Raw genomic sequence first — 18,662 nt, 5'->3', positions numbered from 1 at the left:
CCCTAAGCAGGTGGGCGTTTAGTCAAGCTGACTGAAGCTACAACCAGAAGGTAAAGAAATCAAAGTACATCCAATCGCCAGACGATATCTCTATGTAGCCTATTACCGAACCTATCGGTGCAGAAAAATCGATCCAACTATTCAAAGGACTCCCATTTAAATTTACTGCACCTAAATATCCGCCAGACGGACTGTAAAAACTAACTGTCGTAGGATAGTGATTCCAGGTATATGCACACTTCACACGCTTACATGTAAAGGTTAAATCAAGGCGCACTCTTTGATGACTCGGTGCCTGGCCTAATCCATCAGCAAAAACAAGTGCCTGCCCCTCTAGCATCCCTGGTGTCGATGGATACGTTGAGATACCCATTTTTCCTGGCCCAGATAGAAAACGTATGTTCATCGTCGGGATGCTAATACTTGCGCCTGCAGAAATCAGTCGGGTCGGCTGACCAGTAAAGTTTTCATAGCGAATTTTGGGGGGCACAATGACTGTCAATTCCAATGATGGGAACCGCACTGCGCCCGTCGCACTTGAACTCCCGTCAGTCGTGACCTCGCAAAAAACAGTCAACGGGCTGTGATCTTTCAATTTTTCCAATTCAGATCGCAGCAGTACTGCCGATAACCCGTTATCGACTTCCTCTGAAATTACGCGTGGGTCCATACGCACGTTGATTGTATGGGGGGCACCGGATTCGAGAGTCCCGACAACACGTAGCCAAGCATTTTGCCCTTCAAAAGCAAACCACCACGCTTTGTCGAAGTTTGCGTCATACACGGTGATATGCGCATCACCGGTAAAAGTCTGCAGATCTAAAATCCCGCCTTGAGTAGCAGGTGGCGTAGCCTCTGGCACAACGGGTGTCGGCAACCGGGTCGGCACACTGATCTTCAGCCCAAGCGTCTTCGACGGCGCCAACTTACAAGTACTGGTCACTATGTAGTTGATCAGGATGGTTTTACCTGCGCCCTGAATCACCGCTTCACTCGGGATCGCAAAATCAACATAGCCCGGATCACTGTTGCCCGGTTTTGATTCCAACGGCAGGCTCGTACCGTCCGCCTTGATCCACTTTACCTGAATCGTCTGATGAGGGCTGATCCGCTCATACTCCACCCGCACCGTTACACCGTCCCGGCCATTCCAGATGGTCAGTTGATCATCCACTGCTTCACATACCCTGGGAGGGGGCAGTGTCAAAGCTTCCTGCTCGATGCTGAAAGTCCGAACCGGGAACTCGACGGCAGTCTCCCACGTACACTGGCCATCGAAGTTCGCGGCAAAATGCAGCTCAAACGCTTTGCAATCCGCCAGCTTTTGCAGCTTGGCCCTGGAGATCGGTGTATCGACCCCATCGTGTAACCAGGCGGCTTTAAGCGGCTCGGCCTCCAACACATAAAAACAATAGTCGCTGCCATCCTCAAGCGTACCGGTTACCCACATCCAGCAGCAGTCCAGCTCAATGGCATAACTCCAAATGGGCACCACGCCCGTTGCGTCGCCACGAAAGGTATTGAGGTCCAGACGGTTGCCTGTGGACTGTTCAATATTCGATTTTGGCAAGCCCGTGATGCCCAGCACTTTCACCCTGCGTTCGGGTGAAGACCATTGGCTGCCGTCGCAACGCGTGACGCCGTAAGTCAAGGTAATGGTTTGCTCAAAGTTGGCACGAATCGCTAAAGGCGATACTGCAAACACCAGGCTGGTTTCACCTTCAACCGGTTGGCGACACTCCAGCACCGGCGTTCCTGGCCCCGGCGTCCCGGAAGACTTCGGGCATACCGTATCACCGCTGCATATGCCCTCATACCCCACAGTGATATGCGCACCGTTAACCGTGTTTATGGGGTTGACCACCCAGCCGTCGAACTCGGTGTGTGCAGCTTCCTTGAGGTCAGGTGGCGACAGTTCCAGGTGAGGCTCGGTGAGCAATGTCAACACTAGCGAGGGGAACGATCTATAGGGAGTGGCCCGGCTGAAGCGCACGGAGGCCAAAACAAACAGTTCGCTGTCATGTTTAAGTTGTTGGAACAACTCCCGAGGGATTGCTCGACGCCAGCCCAGGCGTATGTCTTCGTCGGTAACCGGTTCATCCTCGAATGGGTAGAGTCTGGCCTTGGACCCATCGGGATAGATGCCGCCTATATAGCAGTCGATCGTCTGGATTGTGTCGGCAAATGCCCAGGATGGGATGTAAAGAATCGGATCTTTACAGCACAACAAAGAAAGATCCAGTTTGCCATCGGTTGCTTTGAGAATTTGCACCTGAGGCAGGTTCGAGGGCAGGCTGATCCATACTTGACCTTGTAAGGACGTTTGATCATCCCCGTTTCGGGTAACGGTGTAAGTGAACAACACGTAATTGTCCAACCATAGTGCTATGTATTCGGCAGGTATATAAATGTTGATACAACCAGCGTCGTTGCCATTCTGGGGTGGTATCGGCGGATAAGCGCTGCCCGCCAGTGGCCAATTCAGAGTGATGCTGTCAGTTGCCTGCATGTCGTCGTAGCAGACGCTGACATTGCCTCCGTCTAGCAGAGTGAGTGAATCGACACGGCCATTTTCGTCAGCCTCAACCAGCGTTGGCTCGGGCAGATCCAGCAATAATTTGGGCATGAGGAGAGGTCCTTTTTCAATTGGCAGGAAATGCCGAGGTACAGGTGTAAGTCCTGATCGACACCGTCCTATCACATCGAAAAAACGCCTCTTTTCCTACTGTCAGAATTCACAGTTATCAGCTGGAGAACGTATTCTCCGACCATCGGACAGTACCCACTACGCCTGAAGATCCCTGCAACTCCACAGTAGGTGCAAAAACGCTCCCGCCAATGGCGGGAGCGTTTTCAATCGGCTGTTATCAAGGTCATGCGTCCTCGATCAAAAGGTCCGTCATCGCGAAATCATTACCGCTAGCTCCCGAAGCGAGGTGAGACACAACTTGCATCTGCATCGACGAGCTGGAAGCGACGAAGACCCCCTCTATTCTTTTCCACGCCATGGCTGTGAACAGCGTTGCCGCAGTAACGGCACCTGCATCCGTACGTAGCGACAACTGTGGGAACGGGGCAGCCCCGTTATAAGTACAGCCAAGCATACTGAAGCGATAACTACGCCCCACCTCAAGCCCAGTCACATTTTTGTATAGAATGACGCCAGCGGTGCCTGAACTGGCAGTACCGTTGGCGATGCAAGACTTTCCAAAAAACGAGGCGTATCTGTTTTCCCCCTGAGAGGCCGCCCCATCGAGCCAACCATTCCGACTGCCGCCTGTAAACGATGTGAAATCCCGGTACTCAGAACGGAAAATCAACCTTAACGATGGGAACATGACCTCGTAACCTTGGTCAGAACGCGGGTTGGGCCTGGCAAAAAATGTAAACGTCAGCGCAGAGTTATTCTTCAAAACCGCCAAGTCAGATCGCTTCACGATATCTGATAATCCTGCGCTGGTATCTGTCACTGGCTTTTTCAGATACACATCAAAGGCGTAGAGACCACCGTTTTGTCGAGTGCCTTCCGCCCGCATCCTGCCTTTCTGCTGCAGCAGGATAAACCACCACTTCTCTACGTCGATATCAGCGTTGCCGGCAAACGCACTTAGGTTCAGAACACCATCCTGAGTAGCGACCGGTGTCGCTTGCCGTACCACAGGAGTCGGTAAACGGTGGGGCACGAGGACTTTCAACAGCAGACTTTCGGACGTTTTAATCCCACAGCGGGTGGTCACTGTGTATTTGATTTCCACGGAGCTACCGATGGAAGCAATCACCGCTGGCGCTGGCAAACGGAAGGTGACAGAGCCTGTTCTGTCACCGGTTTGAGGATCCAACGGCCAACAATTGTCTTCATCATCCTTCCAGCAAAGCTCGATGGTTTGCCTGTCGCTCATACGTAGATAACTCACCACCACGTCTACGCCATCTCGCGCATTCCAGGGTTCCAATTCATCACCCTCAGCCTTGTCGACTTCGGGCGTGGGCAGCACCAGGTCTTCCTGGACGATATGGAAAGTCGCCGCCGGAGCCTCGATAGCTTCTGATCGGTCAGAGGCCTCGCAGAAACTCACGGCAAAATGCAGTTCAAAATCACTGCAATCAGCCAGTTGTTGCAGCTTGTCTCTCGAGATAAACGTCTCAACACCTTTATTCTTCCAGTCCTCAGTAACAGGCGCCTTCGTCAAAATTTCCGATTGGTAGCTACTTCCGTCCTCATGTTCACCGGTGATCCACATCCAGCAGAACGTTGAGCATGTGGCATAGTCGCCAATATGAACAAACGCCGATGCGTCCTCATCGAAAATATTGAGGTTAACCTTGCCGTGAGTGGCCTCTGCAATTTCCGACTTGGAAAGTCTAGGCTTCAGCACATCGACCACCCGCTCCGGCGACTGAGGCTCTGGACCCATCAGATTAGGAAATTGAACGGTATAGCTCAGCGTCATCGGCTTATTAAAGAAACAAGCAATCACACAGCGCGGTAACTTGACGGACGCCGGGTCCCCATCGCTTTCAATATCCACACAACCCAGTAACTTCGATCCGTAGCCGGGACCGCTTACGTAGAAGCAGATCTGATCACCGGCATAAGTGTCCAGCTCCGGCGCATCTATATCTCCCCCATTTTTAGTGAGCTCCGGATTGAGGCACCACTTATCATCGAAAAACGCAGACTGCCGCAAATGGGGAGGCAGCAAATTCTCCAGGCCTTGATCCCCAATGAAAGCAGCGGTACGACGATGTTGGATTTGAAGAGCGTTCCTGGGAAGACGGGTCTCTTCATCAGGGTTTTCAACTTCAGCCGGCGGTTGGGGCTCCTCGCCACTGGTGATCCAGGCAGCCTGACAAGTAATTGATTCGTAACGTGGCTTTTGACGTGCCAGCCAACCACGAGGAATCGGAAATTCAAGTTTTTCGCCTGATGCTATATCTTCGAGCGTTAATGCATACCCGTAAGCCACGATATAGAAAACGGGTTTTCCACTGAATTGCTCAATAACGACACTGCAATAAATTTTATCTCCAACCTGGGCAAGTGGAGGAATAGGTATTTCAACTATCTCATCGCCTTTGTGATCGTGCATGTCATAGGTTGGCGTATTTTGGAATATCTTTTCATCTCTTAATCGAGGCGCTAGCGCTTTACTTTGTTCTGCAGAGTAAAAAGTCACCCCCACTTCCTTGGTCAGTGAAACGGCTGGTTTACCGCTCACTGTGCCCTCGTACCATACGATCAGCGTGTACCCCATGGACATGGTCAGGTATTTCTGCGGAATCAGGATTTCCCTGGCACCCGGCTGCCCGCTTGAGTCAACAACATCATTCAAGCGGATCTCTGGCGCCTCCTTTATGCTGAACTTTACGGTAATGTCCAACCTGTCCATGCGCGAGTCGACAGTCAGGTATGAGTCCTTCTCCATCGCTTCTGCCGTAATCGTCCCGTACAGCTCACTGGAGATGATGGGCGCGTCGGCTTCTAGCGCCTGCGGCTGTGGCGTAATTGAAGGCGTTGACGCATTGTCGGTATTTGAGGGGGTTTCAGGAATGGATGTTTGCTTGGCCACTTTCAGAACTCCGTGTTCAAGAGAGGTAGGTATCCTCGACCAGCCCAGTCCGGCCAAGGCACTCCCTTAAGTGAGTCCTATTTTTTCGCCCCCGCCTACTGTCAGAATTGACAGTTCGCGCTAAAAAAACGGCGCTGCCCGACCAACGGACAGCGCCCTTTGCGCCTTAGAGCCCCTCCAACTCCGCCATCAAATCACTCAACCGATCCACCTTCTCGGCACTGATTTCATTGGCGGCCAACCCGTGGATATACGCGGCCAACTCCGCCACCGTGCTGCACTCGAACATCGCCCGCAGCGGCACATCGCGCTGCAACGTTTTCTGCACCCGCGAAGCGATCTGCGTAGCCAGCAGCGAGTGCCCACCCAGTTCGAAGAAATTGTCCTGCACCCCTACCCGCTCGACTTTCAGCACTTCGGCCCAGATAGCCGTCAACGTGGCTTCCAGTTCAGTGCGCGGCGCCACATAGTCATGGCTGTGCAACTGGCCGATCTCCAAAGCCGGCAGGGCCTTGCGGTCGAGTTTGCCGTTGGCATTCAGGGGCAGGCGATCAAGCCATAGCCAATGCAGCGGCACCATGTATTCGGGCAGTTCGGCACGCAGGCGTTGCTTGATGCGCTCCAAGTGTTCGCTCGGGTCCAGCGTGGCGTCGGCAGCCACCAGATAGCCAACCAGATGTTTGCCATTGACGCCCTCTTGCACACCCACCGCCGCGTCGCGCACCTGCGGTTGCTCGTGCAGGCGCGCTTCGATTTCACCCAGTTCGATGCGGTAGCCGCGAATCTTCACCTGGTGGTCAATACGACCGACATACTCCAGCACACCATCGCTGCGACGCCGCGCCAGGTCGCCGGTACGGTAGAGGCGCTCGCCGGGCGCGCCAAAGGGGTTGGGTACAAACACCTGGGCGGTGCGCAGCGGATCGCTGACGTAGCCGCGACCGACACCGGTGCCGGCGACGCACAATTCGCCGACAGCTCCTTGTGGCACCAACTCCAAGGCGCCATCGAGCAGGTACAAACGGTTGTTGTCGGTCGGCGTACCAATCGGCAGGTAAGTGCCACGGGTCGAGGCCAGGTCGACGCGGAAGAACGCCACATCATCCGAGCACTCCGCCGGGCCATAAGCGTTAACCAGACCAATCTGCGGATAGCGCAGTAACCACTGGTGCGCCAGTTCCGGAGGCATTGCCTCACCCGTCGGCAACATCCAGCGCAAACCATCCAGGCCGATACGCTCCTGGGCCAACATGCCCTGGATCAGCGACGGCACACTCTCCAGCACAGTGATGCCCTGTGCTTGAACGTGCGCCAGCAACCCCTGCGGATCATGAGCAATGGTGTTCGGCACAATATCTACCCGCGCACCAAACAGCGGCGCGGCGAGGAACTGCCAGACGGAAATATCAAAGCTTTGCGAAGCGGTCTGGGCGATCACATCCGCGTCGCTCAGACCCAGATACGGCACCTTGCTCAACTGGTTGTTGAGCATCCCGCGCTGTTCAACCATCACGCCCTTGGGCAAGCCGGTGGAGCCCGAGGTATAGATCACGTAGGCGAGGTTGTCCGGGGCGCTATAGAAGCCTGGGTTTTCGCCACGGGCAGGGATTTCCTCCCACACCAGCAGTTGGCAATCGACCCCTTCGAGCAGTTCGATGGCCTGTTCCCGGCACGCCTCGGTGCACACCAGCAAGGGCGTGCGGCTCAGGTCGATGATGCGGCTAAGGCGCGGACCCGGCAGCCCCGGATCCAGCGGCAGGTAGCCGGCACCGGCCTTGAAACTGCCGATGATCATGCCCAGCAGGTCCAACCCACGTTCAGCCAGCAACGCCACCGGTTGGTCCAGGCCCACACCCGCCGCAATCAGCGCGTGTCCCAGGCCATTGCTGCGGCGGTTCAGCTCGTCATAGCTCCATTGCTGGTCGAGGCAACTGGCGGCGATACGCTGCGGATGCTGCGCCACCTGTTGCTCGAACAACTCGATGTAGCTGCGCTCCAGCGGGTAGGCATGTGCGCTCTGGTTACAGCCTTCCACCAGGAATTCACGTTCCTGCTCGCCAATCAGCGGCAAATCAGCCATGTCGCCATGGAAGCCTTGCACCAGCGCCAGCAGCAGGCGCTTGAACTCACTGAGCATGCCTTGCACGGTGCTTTCGTCGAAGTAGCGCTGGTCGTAGGACAGGTGCAAACCAAGGTCATCCCCTGGATAACACACGGCAGTCAGCGGGAAGTTGGTGTGGGTGCGCCCGGAATCGGACGTGGCATTCAGGCTTTGCGCACGGTCCAGCACCGAGACTTCCACCGGGGCGTTTTCGAACACAAACAGGCTGTCGAACAACGGCTGGCCCTTGGGCAATTCGCTGTGCTCCTGGATGGTCACCAGCGGCAGGTATTCGTACTCGCGCAGCTGCATATTGCTGTCGAGCAAACCGCTCAACCACTGGCGCACGCTGCAAGGCTGGCCGTCCTCGGGCAGTTTCACCCGCAGTGCGATGCTGTTGATAAACAGGCCGACGGTACGTTGCATCTCAGGCATCTCTACCGGGCGCCCGGCCACCGTGACACCGAACAACACATCGCGATCGCCACTCAAGCGACGCAGCACCAATGCCCATGCCGCCTGGGCAAAGGTGTTGACGGTGAGTTGGTGCGCCTGCGCCAGTTCACGCAGTTGCGCACCGTCACGGGCATCGAGGCGGGTGTAGCAGTCGCCCACCACCATGCCGCCGCTGCCGCCGGCATGTTCGCGCAGGAACGGGCGATCGCTCGGGATCGGCGTGGTGCGTTCGAAGCCTTGCAGGTTTTGTTGCCACCACTGGCGCGCTTCATTGAGGTTCTGGCGTTGCAGCCAGGCGATGTAGTCGCGGTAGCGCGGCGGCGTCGCCAGTTGCGCGTCGCGACCCTCGCCCAGGGCCATGTAGATATCGAAGAAGTCATTCATCAACAGCGAACGGCACCATGCATCGATGAGGATGTGGTGGTTGCTCATCATGAACCAGTAACGTGCCTCCCCCACGCGGATCAGGCGCAAGTGGAACGGGGCCTGGTTGAGCAGATCGAATCCTGCTTCACGCTCGGCCTTGAGCAACGCTTGCAGGCGCGGTTCCTGCTCATCCTGCGGCTCGGCGCTCCAGTCCAGGTATTCAATCGGCGTGCTGCCGGGCTTGTGGATCACTTGCAGCATGTCTTCGCCGACGTTCCAGCAGAACGAGGCGCGCAAGGCTTCATGGCGGGCGATCACCGTTTGCCAGGCCTGGGCGAAACGCTCGGGGTCCAGGGCACTGTTGATGCGGTAACGGTCCTGCATGTAATACAGGCCAGTGCCCGGTTCCAGCAAGGTATGCAGCAACAGGCCCTCTTGCATCGGGGTCAGCGGATAGACGTCTTCGATGGCGCTGGCCGGAACCGGCAAGGCATCCAGTTGCGCCTGGGTCAGGTGCGCCAAGGGGAAATCGGACGGTGTGAGGCCACCGGCATCGTCCTGCAGGCAATGGGCGATCAGGCTGCGCAGTTCGGCCAGGTAGGCGTCGGCCAGATTGCGGATGGTGTGCGCATCGTGGCGCTCACGGCTGAAGGTCCAGCGCAGCACCAGCTCACCGCCGTAGACCTGGCTGTCGACACTCAGCTCATTGGGCAGCGGTGCGTCCGGATCATGGGCCAGGCCGGCGGACTCATCCAGCGGGTGGAACAGCGCCTCGGCGCCAAAGCTCTGGTCGAACTGACCGAGGTAGTTGAAGGTGATGTCGGCGCCTGGCAATGCCGCCATGCTGCGTTTGCACAGGTCGTCCGCCAGGTAGCGCAGCACGCCGTAGCCCAAGCCCTTGTGCGGCACGCCGCGCAGTTGCTCCTTGATCGCCTTGATCGAGGCGCCCTGCTCGGCCAGCGGGGTCAGGCGCAACGGGTAGGCGCTGGTGAACCAACCGACGCTGCGCGTCAGGTCGATCTCATCGAACAACGGTTCGCGGCCGTGGCCTTCCAGCTGAATCAACGCCGAGTCGTGGCCGCTCCAGCGGCACAGCACGCGGGCCAGGGCCGTCAACAACAAGTCGTTGACCTGGGTGCGGTAGGCGCTCGGCGCTTGCTGCAACAGTTGGCGCGTGGTCTCTGCGTCCAGGCGCACGCTGACCGTCTCGGCGTCACGATTGCGCAAGCTGCCTTGCGCGCGTGCCACCGGCAGTGTCACGGCCGGGCCGGCCAACTGGTCCTGCCACAGGCTTAACTCTTCGCGCAGGGATTCGCTGCCGGCGTACGCCTGCAAACGCGCGGCCCAATCGCGCAACGCGCTGGTCTTGGCCGGCAGGCTGACAGACTGGCAGTCACTGAGTTGGCGATAAACGTTTTGCAGATCCTCCAGCAATACACGCCACGACACGCCATCGACCACCAGGTGATGGATCGCGATCAGCAAGCGCTGCTGGCCCTGCGGCCCGTCCACCAGCAACGCACGCAACAGCGGCCCGTGCTCAAGGTCGAGGCTGCGCTGGGTATCGGTGAACAGCGCGGTGCATTGCTCCATGTCGCGCACCTGCGCCTGCATCAGCACGCCGCCTTCCGGCACGGCCAGGTGTTCGGCATGCCACTGCGCGTCGCGCCGGGTGAAGCTCAGGCGCAGCGCGTCGTGATGTTCCAGCACCGCCAGCAACGCTTGCTCCAGGCGATGGGGGTCGAGCAGTTGCAATGGCTTGAGCACCAGCGCCTGGTTCCAGTGCTGGCGCGCCGTAATATCGGTGTCGAAGAACCAATGCTGGATCGGCGTAAGCCCAGAGCTGCCGGTCAATACACCTTGCTCGGCGGTGACCTGCTGCGAACGGGTGGCGACAGCGGCCAGGGTTTGCACGGTCTGGTGCTGGAACAGGTCACGGGGGCTGAAATGGATCCCGGCCTGGCGCGCCCGGCTGACCACCTGGATCGACAGGATCGAGTCACCGCCCAGCTCAAAGAAGTTATCGTCGAGGCCGACTTGCTGCACATTCAACACCGCGCACCAGATGGCGGCCAGGCTGTGTTCCAGCTCACTGCGGGGCGCCACGTAGGCTTGGCGATTGGCCTCAGGGTCCGGCTCAGGCAAGGCGCGGCGGTCGAGCTTGCCGTTGGCGGTCAGCGGCATACTGTCCAGCACGATCAAATGCGCAGGCACCATGTAGTCCGGCAGTTGCGCCTTGAGGTGCGCCTTCAGCGCCTCGCGCAAGGCGACAGGCTCGGCATCGCTGACCAGGTACGCCACCAGTTGCTTGCCGCTCGGTGCATCCAGGGCCAGCACTACCGCTTCGCGCACGGCGGCATGTTCGAGCAAGCGCGTTTCAATCTCGCCCAACTCGATACGGAAACCGCGAATCTTCACCTGGTGGTCGATACGCCCCAGGTATTCCACCAGGCCATCGGCGCGTTGGCGCACCAGGTCGCCGGTGCGGTACAGGCGCCCGCCCTTGGCGGCAAACGGATCGGCGACAAACCGCTCCGCCGTCATCCCTGGCCGGCGGTGGTAGCCCTGGGCCAGGCCGGCACCGCCGATATACAACTCACCACTGGCGCCTTGGGGCACCAGCGCCAGGTCGGCGTCGAGAATGTAGGCCACGCGCTCACCGATGATGCTGCCAATCGGCACGCTGCCGGCGCCCTCCTCCAACTGCTGCGGCGCCAGGCTGGCCAGCGGCATCACCACGGTTTCGGTGGGGCCATAGGCGTTGAAGAACACCTCAGGCGTGAATGCCGCACGAATACGTTGCAGGTGCTCGCCGGTCAAGGCTTCGCCACCGGTGATGCACATGCGCACCGGCAAGGTCTGCTGCCGGGTCGCCAGCCACTGCGCCAACTGGCTGCCATAGCTGGGGGTAAAGCCAAGGACATTGATGCGATGGGTACGAATCAGCGCGCAGATTTCTTCGGCATCCCACTGGCCCTGGGCGCGCAATACCACGTGGGCACCGCTGAGCAGCGGCACCAGCAAACGCTCGGTGGCGGCGTCGAAGTTGATCGAATAAAAGTGCAGCTCGCAGTCATCCGGACGCATACCGAACCGTTCGATCACCGCCTGACAATGCATGGCGATTTCACCGTGGGACACCACCACGCCCTTGGGCTTGCCAGTGGAGCCGGAGGTATAGATCAGGTACGCCTGGTGTTGCGCCAGGCTCACAAACGGCAGCGCATCGGCAGGGTAATTCTCCAGCACCGGCAGGTCGTCTTCCAGGCACCAGCACGCCACGGTCGTCGGTAATTCGCCGAGGGCTTCGAACATCGCCGCATCGCTGAGCAGCAGGCCGATGTCGCTGTCCTCGATCATGTAATGCAGGCGGTCCAACGGGTATTCCGGGTCCAGCGGCACATAGGCGCCACCGGCCTTGAGGATCGCCAGCAGGCCGATGACCATTTCCAGCGAGCGCGGCAGTGCCAGGCCGACCCGTACCTGCGGGCCCACCCCGCGCTCGCGCAGCATCCAGGCCAGGCGGTTGGCGCGGGCGTCCAGCTCAGCATAAGTGAGCGTCACACCGGCAAAGGTCAGCGCTGGGGCATCGGCACGCTGGCTGGCTTGATGGCTGAACAGCTGATGGATGCATTGGTCGAGGCGATGCTCGCCCTTCTCAACCCCGAGGCTGTCCTTCAATGCGCGCTGTTCATCTGCGCTCAGCAACGGCAATTCGCTGAGACGCTGCTGCGGGTTGGCGATCAAGGCGTGCAACAGGTTGCGCCAATGTTCGGCCATGCGCGCAATGCGCGGTTCATCAAACAGGTCGGTGCTGTAGGTCAGGCAGCAACCCAGGCGATGGTCGAGGTCGGTGACTTCCAGGTTAAGGTCGAACTTGGTCGCCCGCGCATCGTTGGCCAGGTACTCGACGGTCATGCCCGCCAGTTGGCGGCTCTGCTGGAACTCCCAGCGCTGCACGTTGCACATCACCTGGAACAGTGGGTTATACGCGGCACTTCGCGCCGGTTGCAGGGCTTCCACCAGATGATCGAACGGCAGGTCCTGGTGAGACTGGCCCTCGATCACCGTATGACGGACTTGCTCGAACAGCTGGGCGACACTCATCTGCCCATCGAGCTGGCAACGCAGCACCTGGGTGTTGAGGAACGCGCCGATCAGCCCTTCGCTTTCCGGACGAATGCGGTTGGCGACCGGCGCGCCGATGCGCAGGTCGGTCTGGCCGCTGTAGCGGTAGAGCAACACGGCCAGGGTGGCGGTCATGGTCATGAACAGCGTGAGGCCGCGCTCGGCATTGAAGGCGCGCACGCGGGCCGCCAACTCATCGCTCAGGTCAAAGCGGTACAGCTCGCCCTGGTGGCTTTGTACCGCAGGCCGTGGGCGATCACCGGGCAGTTCCAGCAGAGGATGTTCAGTGCCCAGTTGCGCGGTCCAGTAATCCAGCTGGCGTTGGCGCTCGCCGGACTCCAGCCACTGGCGCTGCCACACGCTGTAGTCGAGGTACTGCACCGGCAGCGGCACCAGCGGCGAATCGCGTTCGTCGATAAAAGCTTCGTACAAGGCGCTGAGTTCACGGGCAAAGATGTCCATGGCCCAGCCTTCGGTGACGATATGGTGCAGGGTCAGCACCAGGTAGTGTTCCTGCTCGCCGGCCTTGACCAGGCAGGCCCGCAGCAGCGGCCCGGTTTCCAGGTTGAACGGCGTGTGCGCTTCTTGATCCGCCAGTTGCTGCAAACGCTGTTGGCGCTCGGTTTCGCTCAGCGCTGAGAAGTCCTGCCAGTCCATGCGCACGCCGGTCTGCGGTGCGACGTTCTGGCACGCCACGCCGTCAACGCTCGGGAAGGTGGTACGCAGGGTTTCGTGACGCATGATCAATGCCTGCAACGCCGCCTCGAAACGTTGCACATCCAGCACGCCGCGCAGGCGCGCCATGCCGCCGACGTTGTAGGCCGGGCTGTCCGGTTCCATCTGCCAGAGGAACCACATGCGCTGCTGGGAATAGGACAACGGCACCGGCGCGCTGCGGTCGACCTTGGCGATTGCGCTTTGTTGGTTGCGCTGCCCCGCCGCCTGGATCAGCCCGACCTGCTCGACAAAGGCGCCCAACTCACTGGCTTCGAACAGGGTGCGCAACGGCAGCTCGACGTCACACGCCTGGCGGGTGCGCGAGATGATTTGCGTGGCCAGCAACGAGTGCCCGCCCAAGGCGAAGAAGTCATCGCGCAGGCCAATGCGCGGCAGGCCCAAGACCTCGCGCCAGATCGCGGCGATTTGCAGCTGCAAAGGCGTGTGCGGTTCGACGTGTTCGCGGGTTTGCCAGACCGGCTCGGGCAAGGCGCGCCGGTCGAGCTTGCCGCTGGGGCTCAGCGGCATGGCGTCCAGGCGCATCAGCAGCGCGGGCACCATGTATTCCGGCAATTGGGCGGCCAGGGCGGTTTTGACCTGTTGCTCATCCAGTTCGGTGTGGGCGGTGTAATAGCCGATCAACTGCGCGTCGCGCACCAGCACCACGGCTTGGGCGATACCGTCCTGGGCCAGCAGGCGTGCTTCGATTTCTTCCGGTTCCACCCGGAACCCACGCAGTTTGACCTGCTGGTCCAGGCGCCCGAGGTATTCAAGCACGCCATCGGCACTCCAGCGCGCCCGGTCACCGGTGCGATACAGGCGTGCGCCCGCCGCACCCAAGGGGTCCGCAACAAAGCGTTCGGCCGTCAGCCCGGCACGACCAAGATAACCACGCGCCAGGCCGATGCCGCCGATGCACAACTCGCCCGGCACCCCGGCCGGCAGCGGGTTAAGCTGCTCGTCGAGCACGCGGCAGATCACATTGCCCAACGGCCGACCAATCGGCGAGCGCTCACCATCAGTGGCGGAGCAATGCCAATGGGTTACGTTGATTGCGGTTTCGGTCGGGCCATAACGGTTGTGCAACTGCACTGCCGGCAACTGCGCCAACACGCGGTTGCGCAACTCGGCGGGCAAGGCTTCGCCGCCGGAGAACATACGGCGCAAGCTGGTGCATTCGGCTGCCAGCGGTTCATCGATAAACAGCTGTAACAACGGTGGCACAAAGTGCAGCGTGGTCACGCCATGTTCCTGCACCAACTGCGCGATGCGGTGCGGGTCGCGGTGTTCACCCGGCCCCGCGAGCACCAGGCGGCAACCGGTGATCAGCGGCCAGAAACACTCCCACACCGACACGTCGAAACTGATCGGCGCCTTTTGCATCAGTACATCGGTTTCATTCAATTGATAGGTGGCCTGCATCCACTGCAAACGTTCTGCCAGCGCGCCATGGGTGTTGCCCACGCCCTTGGGTTGGCCGGTGGAACCGGAGGTATAAATCACGTAGGCAAGGTTGTCGCCATGCAGGTGCAAGCCCGGTGCCTGGGTTGGCCAGCTGTCGAGGTGCAGGCTGTCCATGGCGATCACGCACACGCCTTCGGCAGTCGGCAACTGCTCCAGCAACGCGGTTTGGGTCAGCAGCAGGTGTACGCCACTGTCCTTGAGCATGTAGGCCAGGCGCTCGGCAGGGTAATCCGGATCGAGCGGCACGTAGGCGCCACCGGCCTTGATGATGGCCAGCAGGCCGATCAGCAGTTGCGGCGAACGCTCGGCGGCGATGGCCACACACACGTCCGGGCCGACGCCTTTGTCGCGCAGGTAGTGAGCCAGGCGGTTGGCCTGGGTATGCAGTTGGGCGAAGGTCAGGCTGCCGTGCTGCCAGACCAGCGCAGTGGCGTCCGAATTCTGTTGGCTGAGCAACTCAGGCAACCACTGCCGGGCCGGCTCGCAGGGCGCTTCGCCCCAGGGTTGCTGCTGGCCGGGCGGCATCAACGGCAGGTCGCCGATGGCCTGTTGCGGTTGCTCGCAGACCGCTTGCAACACGCTGACGTAGTGCTCGGCCAGGCGCTGGATAGTCGCGCTTTCGAACAGCTCATCGGCGTAGTCGAACGACAGGCTGAAGCGCCCGTTGCGGTCTTCTTCGCTATGCAGTTGCAGGTCGAACTTGGCTTCGCGGCTGTGCCATGGCAGTTCATCGGCCAACAGCCCCGGCAAGCGGCGCAAGGCACTCAGATCACGTTGCTGGTGGTTGAACATCACCTGGAACAGGCCCTGTTCACGGGCCTGGGGGAAGGCTTCCAGCAATTGTTCGAAGGGCAAGTCCTGATGGGCCTGGGCCCCCAACGCACTGTGGCGGGTGGTGGCCAGCAGTTGGTCGAACGGCAGGCGCCCGTCCAGCTCGGCACGCAGTACCAGGGTGTTGATAAAGAAACCGATCAGGCCCTGGGTTTCCTGGCGCGGGCGGTTGGCATTGGGCACGCCGATGCGAATATCGCGCTGGCCGCTGTAGCGATGAAGCAAGGTCTGGAACGCTGCCAGCAACAGCATGAACGGGGTCGACTCATGAGCCTGGGCGGTTTGGCGAATCGCGGCGCTGAGGCGTGTATCCAGACGCAGGCTGTGCCGCGAGGCGCTGTGCCGATGCTGGGCCGAACGCGGATGATCGGTGGCCAGGTTCAAGGTCGGATGCTCGTCACCCAACTGCGCCGTCCAGTACGCCAGCTGGCGCGAGCCTTCGCCTTCGGCCAGCCATTGGCGCTGCCAGCTGCCGTAGTCGGCGTAGTGCAGGGCCAGCGGCGGCAGCTCAAGGGGCTGCCCTTGGACGGCAGCGGCGTACAGGCGCGAGAACTCGTCGATCAGGATATTCAGCGACCAGCCGTCGGCAATGATGTGGTGCAGCGTCACCAGCAGTTGGTGGTCTTCATCGTCCAGGCGCACCAGGGTGACCCACAGCAGCGGGCCTTTCTCCAGGTCGAACTGGGTACGCGCTTCATCTTCGCGAATCTGCTGCGCACGCGCTTCGCGCTCGGCAGCGGGCAAGTCACTGAGGTCGATGACTTGCAGCGCAAAATCCGTCGCGGCCTCGACACGCTGAAAGCCCTGACCATCGCGCTCGTAAAAGCGCGTACGCAGGGCTTCGTGGCGTTGGATCAGTTGCTGGAAGCTTGCGCGCAACGCCTCTTCATCCAGCTCGCCACGCAGGTGCAAGGCGCCGGGAATGGTGTAGGCGCTGCTGTGCGGGTCCAACTGCCAGGTGATCCACAGGCGGTTCTGTGCCAGCGACTGGGGCAGCTCTTCCTGGCGCGACAACGCGTGAATCACGCCCTGGGCAACGCCGCCGTCCTGTTGCAATTGCGCCACGCCCGCCGCAAAGGCAGACAGCGTCGGTGCTTCGAACAGCAGGCGCAGGTTCAGTTCCAGGCCCAGGGTTTCACGCAGGCGGGCGACCACTTGGGTGGCGCTGATGGAGTTGCCACCCAGCAGGAAGAAATGGTCATCGGCGGCCACGCTGGGCAGTTGCAGTTGCTCGCACCAGATCGCCGCGATCTGTTGTTGCACATCAGACGCCAGCGCCGCCCCGCTCGCAGCCTCTTGTACTCCGGGGAATTGCGCATAGCTATCGAGGCTGCCATCGGCGTGGCGAATCGCACAGGCTGCGCGCTGTACCTTACCGCTGGACGTCTTCGGCAGCGCACCGGGGTTAAGCAGCACCACCACGCTCGGGGCTTGCTGGCAGGACTCGGCCACCGCTTGGCGGATCGCTTTGATCAGTGCTTCTGGCGGCAGGATTTTCTGCACGCTGCGGCTGATTTCCGCAGCAATGCCGATGCCCTCCAGGCCCTGGTCATTCACGGCAAAGGCGGCGACGCGACCTTTGCGCACCACCTCCACTTCACGCTCGATGGTCTGTTCAATGTCCTGGGGGTAGAGGTTGTGGCCGCGCACGATCAGCAGGTCTTTGAGGCGACCGGTGATATACACCTCGCCGTCGCGGATGAAACCCAGGTCACCGGTGCGCAACCAGGTGCGGCCGGCGTGCTGAACGAAGGTCTTGGCGCTGGCTTCGGGGTTGCGCCAGTAACCGTGGGCGATACTCGGCCCCGTGGCCCAGAGTTCGCCGACACAGTTGTCGGCAAGCTCGGTGAGGGTATGCGGGTCGGCGATCAGCACAGCGTGGTCCGGCTGGCTGGTGCCGCAACTCATGATCGCACTGCCCTGGCCCGGTTCGGCACGGTTGGCGGCCAGCGCTTGCTCGTCCATGTGCATCGCGGGAATCCCGCAACCACGGGTGCCGCCGGCAACAAACAGGGTCGCTTCGGCCAAACCGTAGGAGGCGAAGAAGTTGTTCGGCGTGAAACCGCAGACGGCGAATTTTTCCGCGAAGCGCTCCAGGGTATCGAGGCGAATCGGCTCGGAGCCGGAATAGGCCACGCGCCAGCGGCTCAAATCCAGGCGTTCGAGGGCCGACTCGCTGACCCGCTCGCTGCACAGGCGGTAGGCGAAATCCGGACCGCCACTGATGGTGCCGCTGTATTCGCTGATCGCTTCCAGCCAACGCAACGGTCGGGCGAGAAAATAGGCCGGCGACATCAACACACAGGGCACGCCGCTGAAAATCGGTTGCAGCAAACCACCGATCAGGCCCATGTCGTGGTACAGCGGCAACCAGCTGACGATCACATCATCGGGGTTGAGGTCGATACCGAAGCCACGACGGATCAGCACTTCGTTGGCCACCAGGTTGCCATGGCTGACTTGCACGCCCTTGGGCAAGGCGGTGGAGCCCGAGGTGTATTGCAGGAAGGCGATGTCGTCGGCCTGCAACTGGGGCTCGACCCAGTGCTCGGCAAGCTGCGCCTCCAGGGTGTCCACGCTCAGCACCGGCGGCGCATTTTCAATCTGCGCCAGGTCCTCGCTGAGGCTGGCAATCGTCAACAACAGGCGCGGCTCGGCATCGCTGATGATCGATAGCAGGCGCTCCTGGTGATGGCGGCGCGTGGACTCCGGCGGATACGCCGGCACCGCGATCACCCCGGCATACAGGCACCCAAAGAACGCTGCGACGTAGTCCGGGCCGCTGGGGAACAGCAGCACCGCCCGTTCGCCAAGGCCGGCATTGGCTTGCAAGGCGGCGGCGATGGTGCGGGCGCGTTGGTCCAGGTCGCGGTAGCTGAGTACCACACTGTGCTCGGCGCTGTCGGCGAGGAAGCGCAACGCGACCTGATCCGGTGTCTGCGCAGCGCGGCGTTGAAGGGACTGGACCAGGGTGCGGGGGAGTTCGAAGGCGTCCATCATGGGGTTCCTGCCTGAAATCGGCTTACGGG

General features: G+C 60.5%; 3 protein-coding genes. All 3 read right to left on the bottom strand.

Annotation, left to right across the window (positions count from 1 at the left end; all coding sequences use genetic code 11):
- Positions 1-37: 37 nt before the first annotated feature.
- The 3 genes from JH25_RS0127365 to JH25_RS04420 all read right to left on the bottom strand — a co-directional run bounded on the left by JH25_RS0127365 (position 38) and on the right by JH25_RS04420 (position 18,633).
- Entirely contained in the window at positions 38-2,626 is a 2,589-nt protein-coding gene (locus tag JH25_RS0127365; RefSeq protein ID WP_050549403.1) for a hypothetical protein, read from the bottom strand.
- 247 nt (positions 2,627-2,873) lie between these two features.
- Positions 2,874-5,570 (bottom strand): hypothetical protein, encoded by a 2,697-nt coding sequence (locus tag JH25_RS27675; RefSeq protein WP_050549402.1) that lies wholly within the window; start codon positions 5,568-5,570, stop codon positions 2,874-2,876.
- A gap of 166 nt (positions 5,571-5,736) precedes the next feature.
- Positions 5,737-18,633: a non-ribosomal peptide synthetase gene (locus JH25_RS04420; RefSeq protein WP_032880096.1), complete on the bottom strand. Its 12,897-nt coding sequence runs from the start codon at positions 18,631-18,633 to the stop codon at positions 5,737-5,739.
- Positions 18,634-18,662 lie beyond the last annotated feature (29 nt).

Origin of the sequence: Pseudomonas sp. BRG-100, from assembly GCF_000737955.1 — a bacterium.
In the GTDB taxonomy this organism is placed as follows: Bacteria; Pseudomonadota; Gammaproteobacteria; order Pseudomonadales; family Pseudomonadaceae; genus Aquipseudomonas; species Aquipseudomonas synxantha_A.
This window is presented reverse-complemented; position numbering and strand designations above follow the sequence as displayed.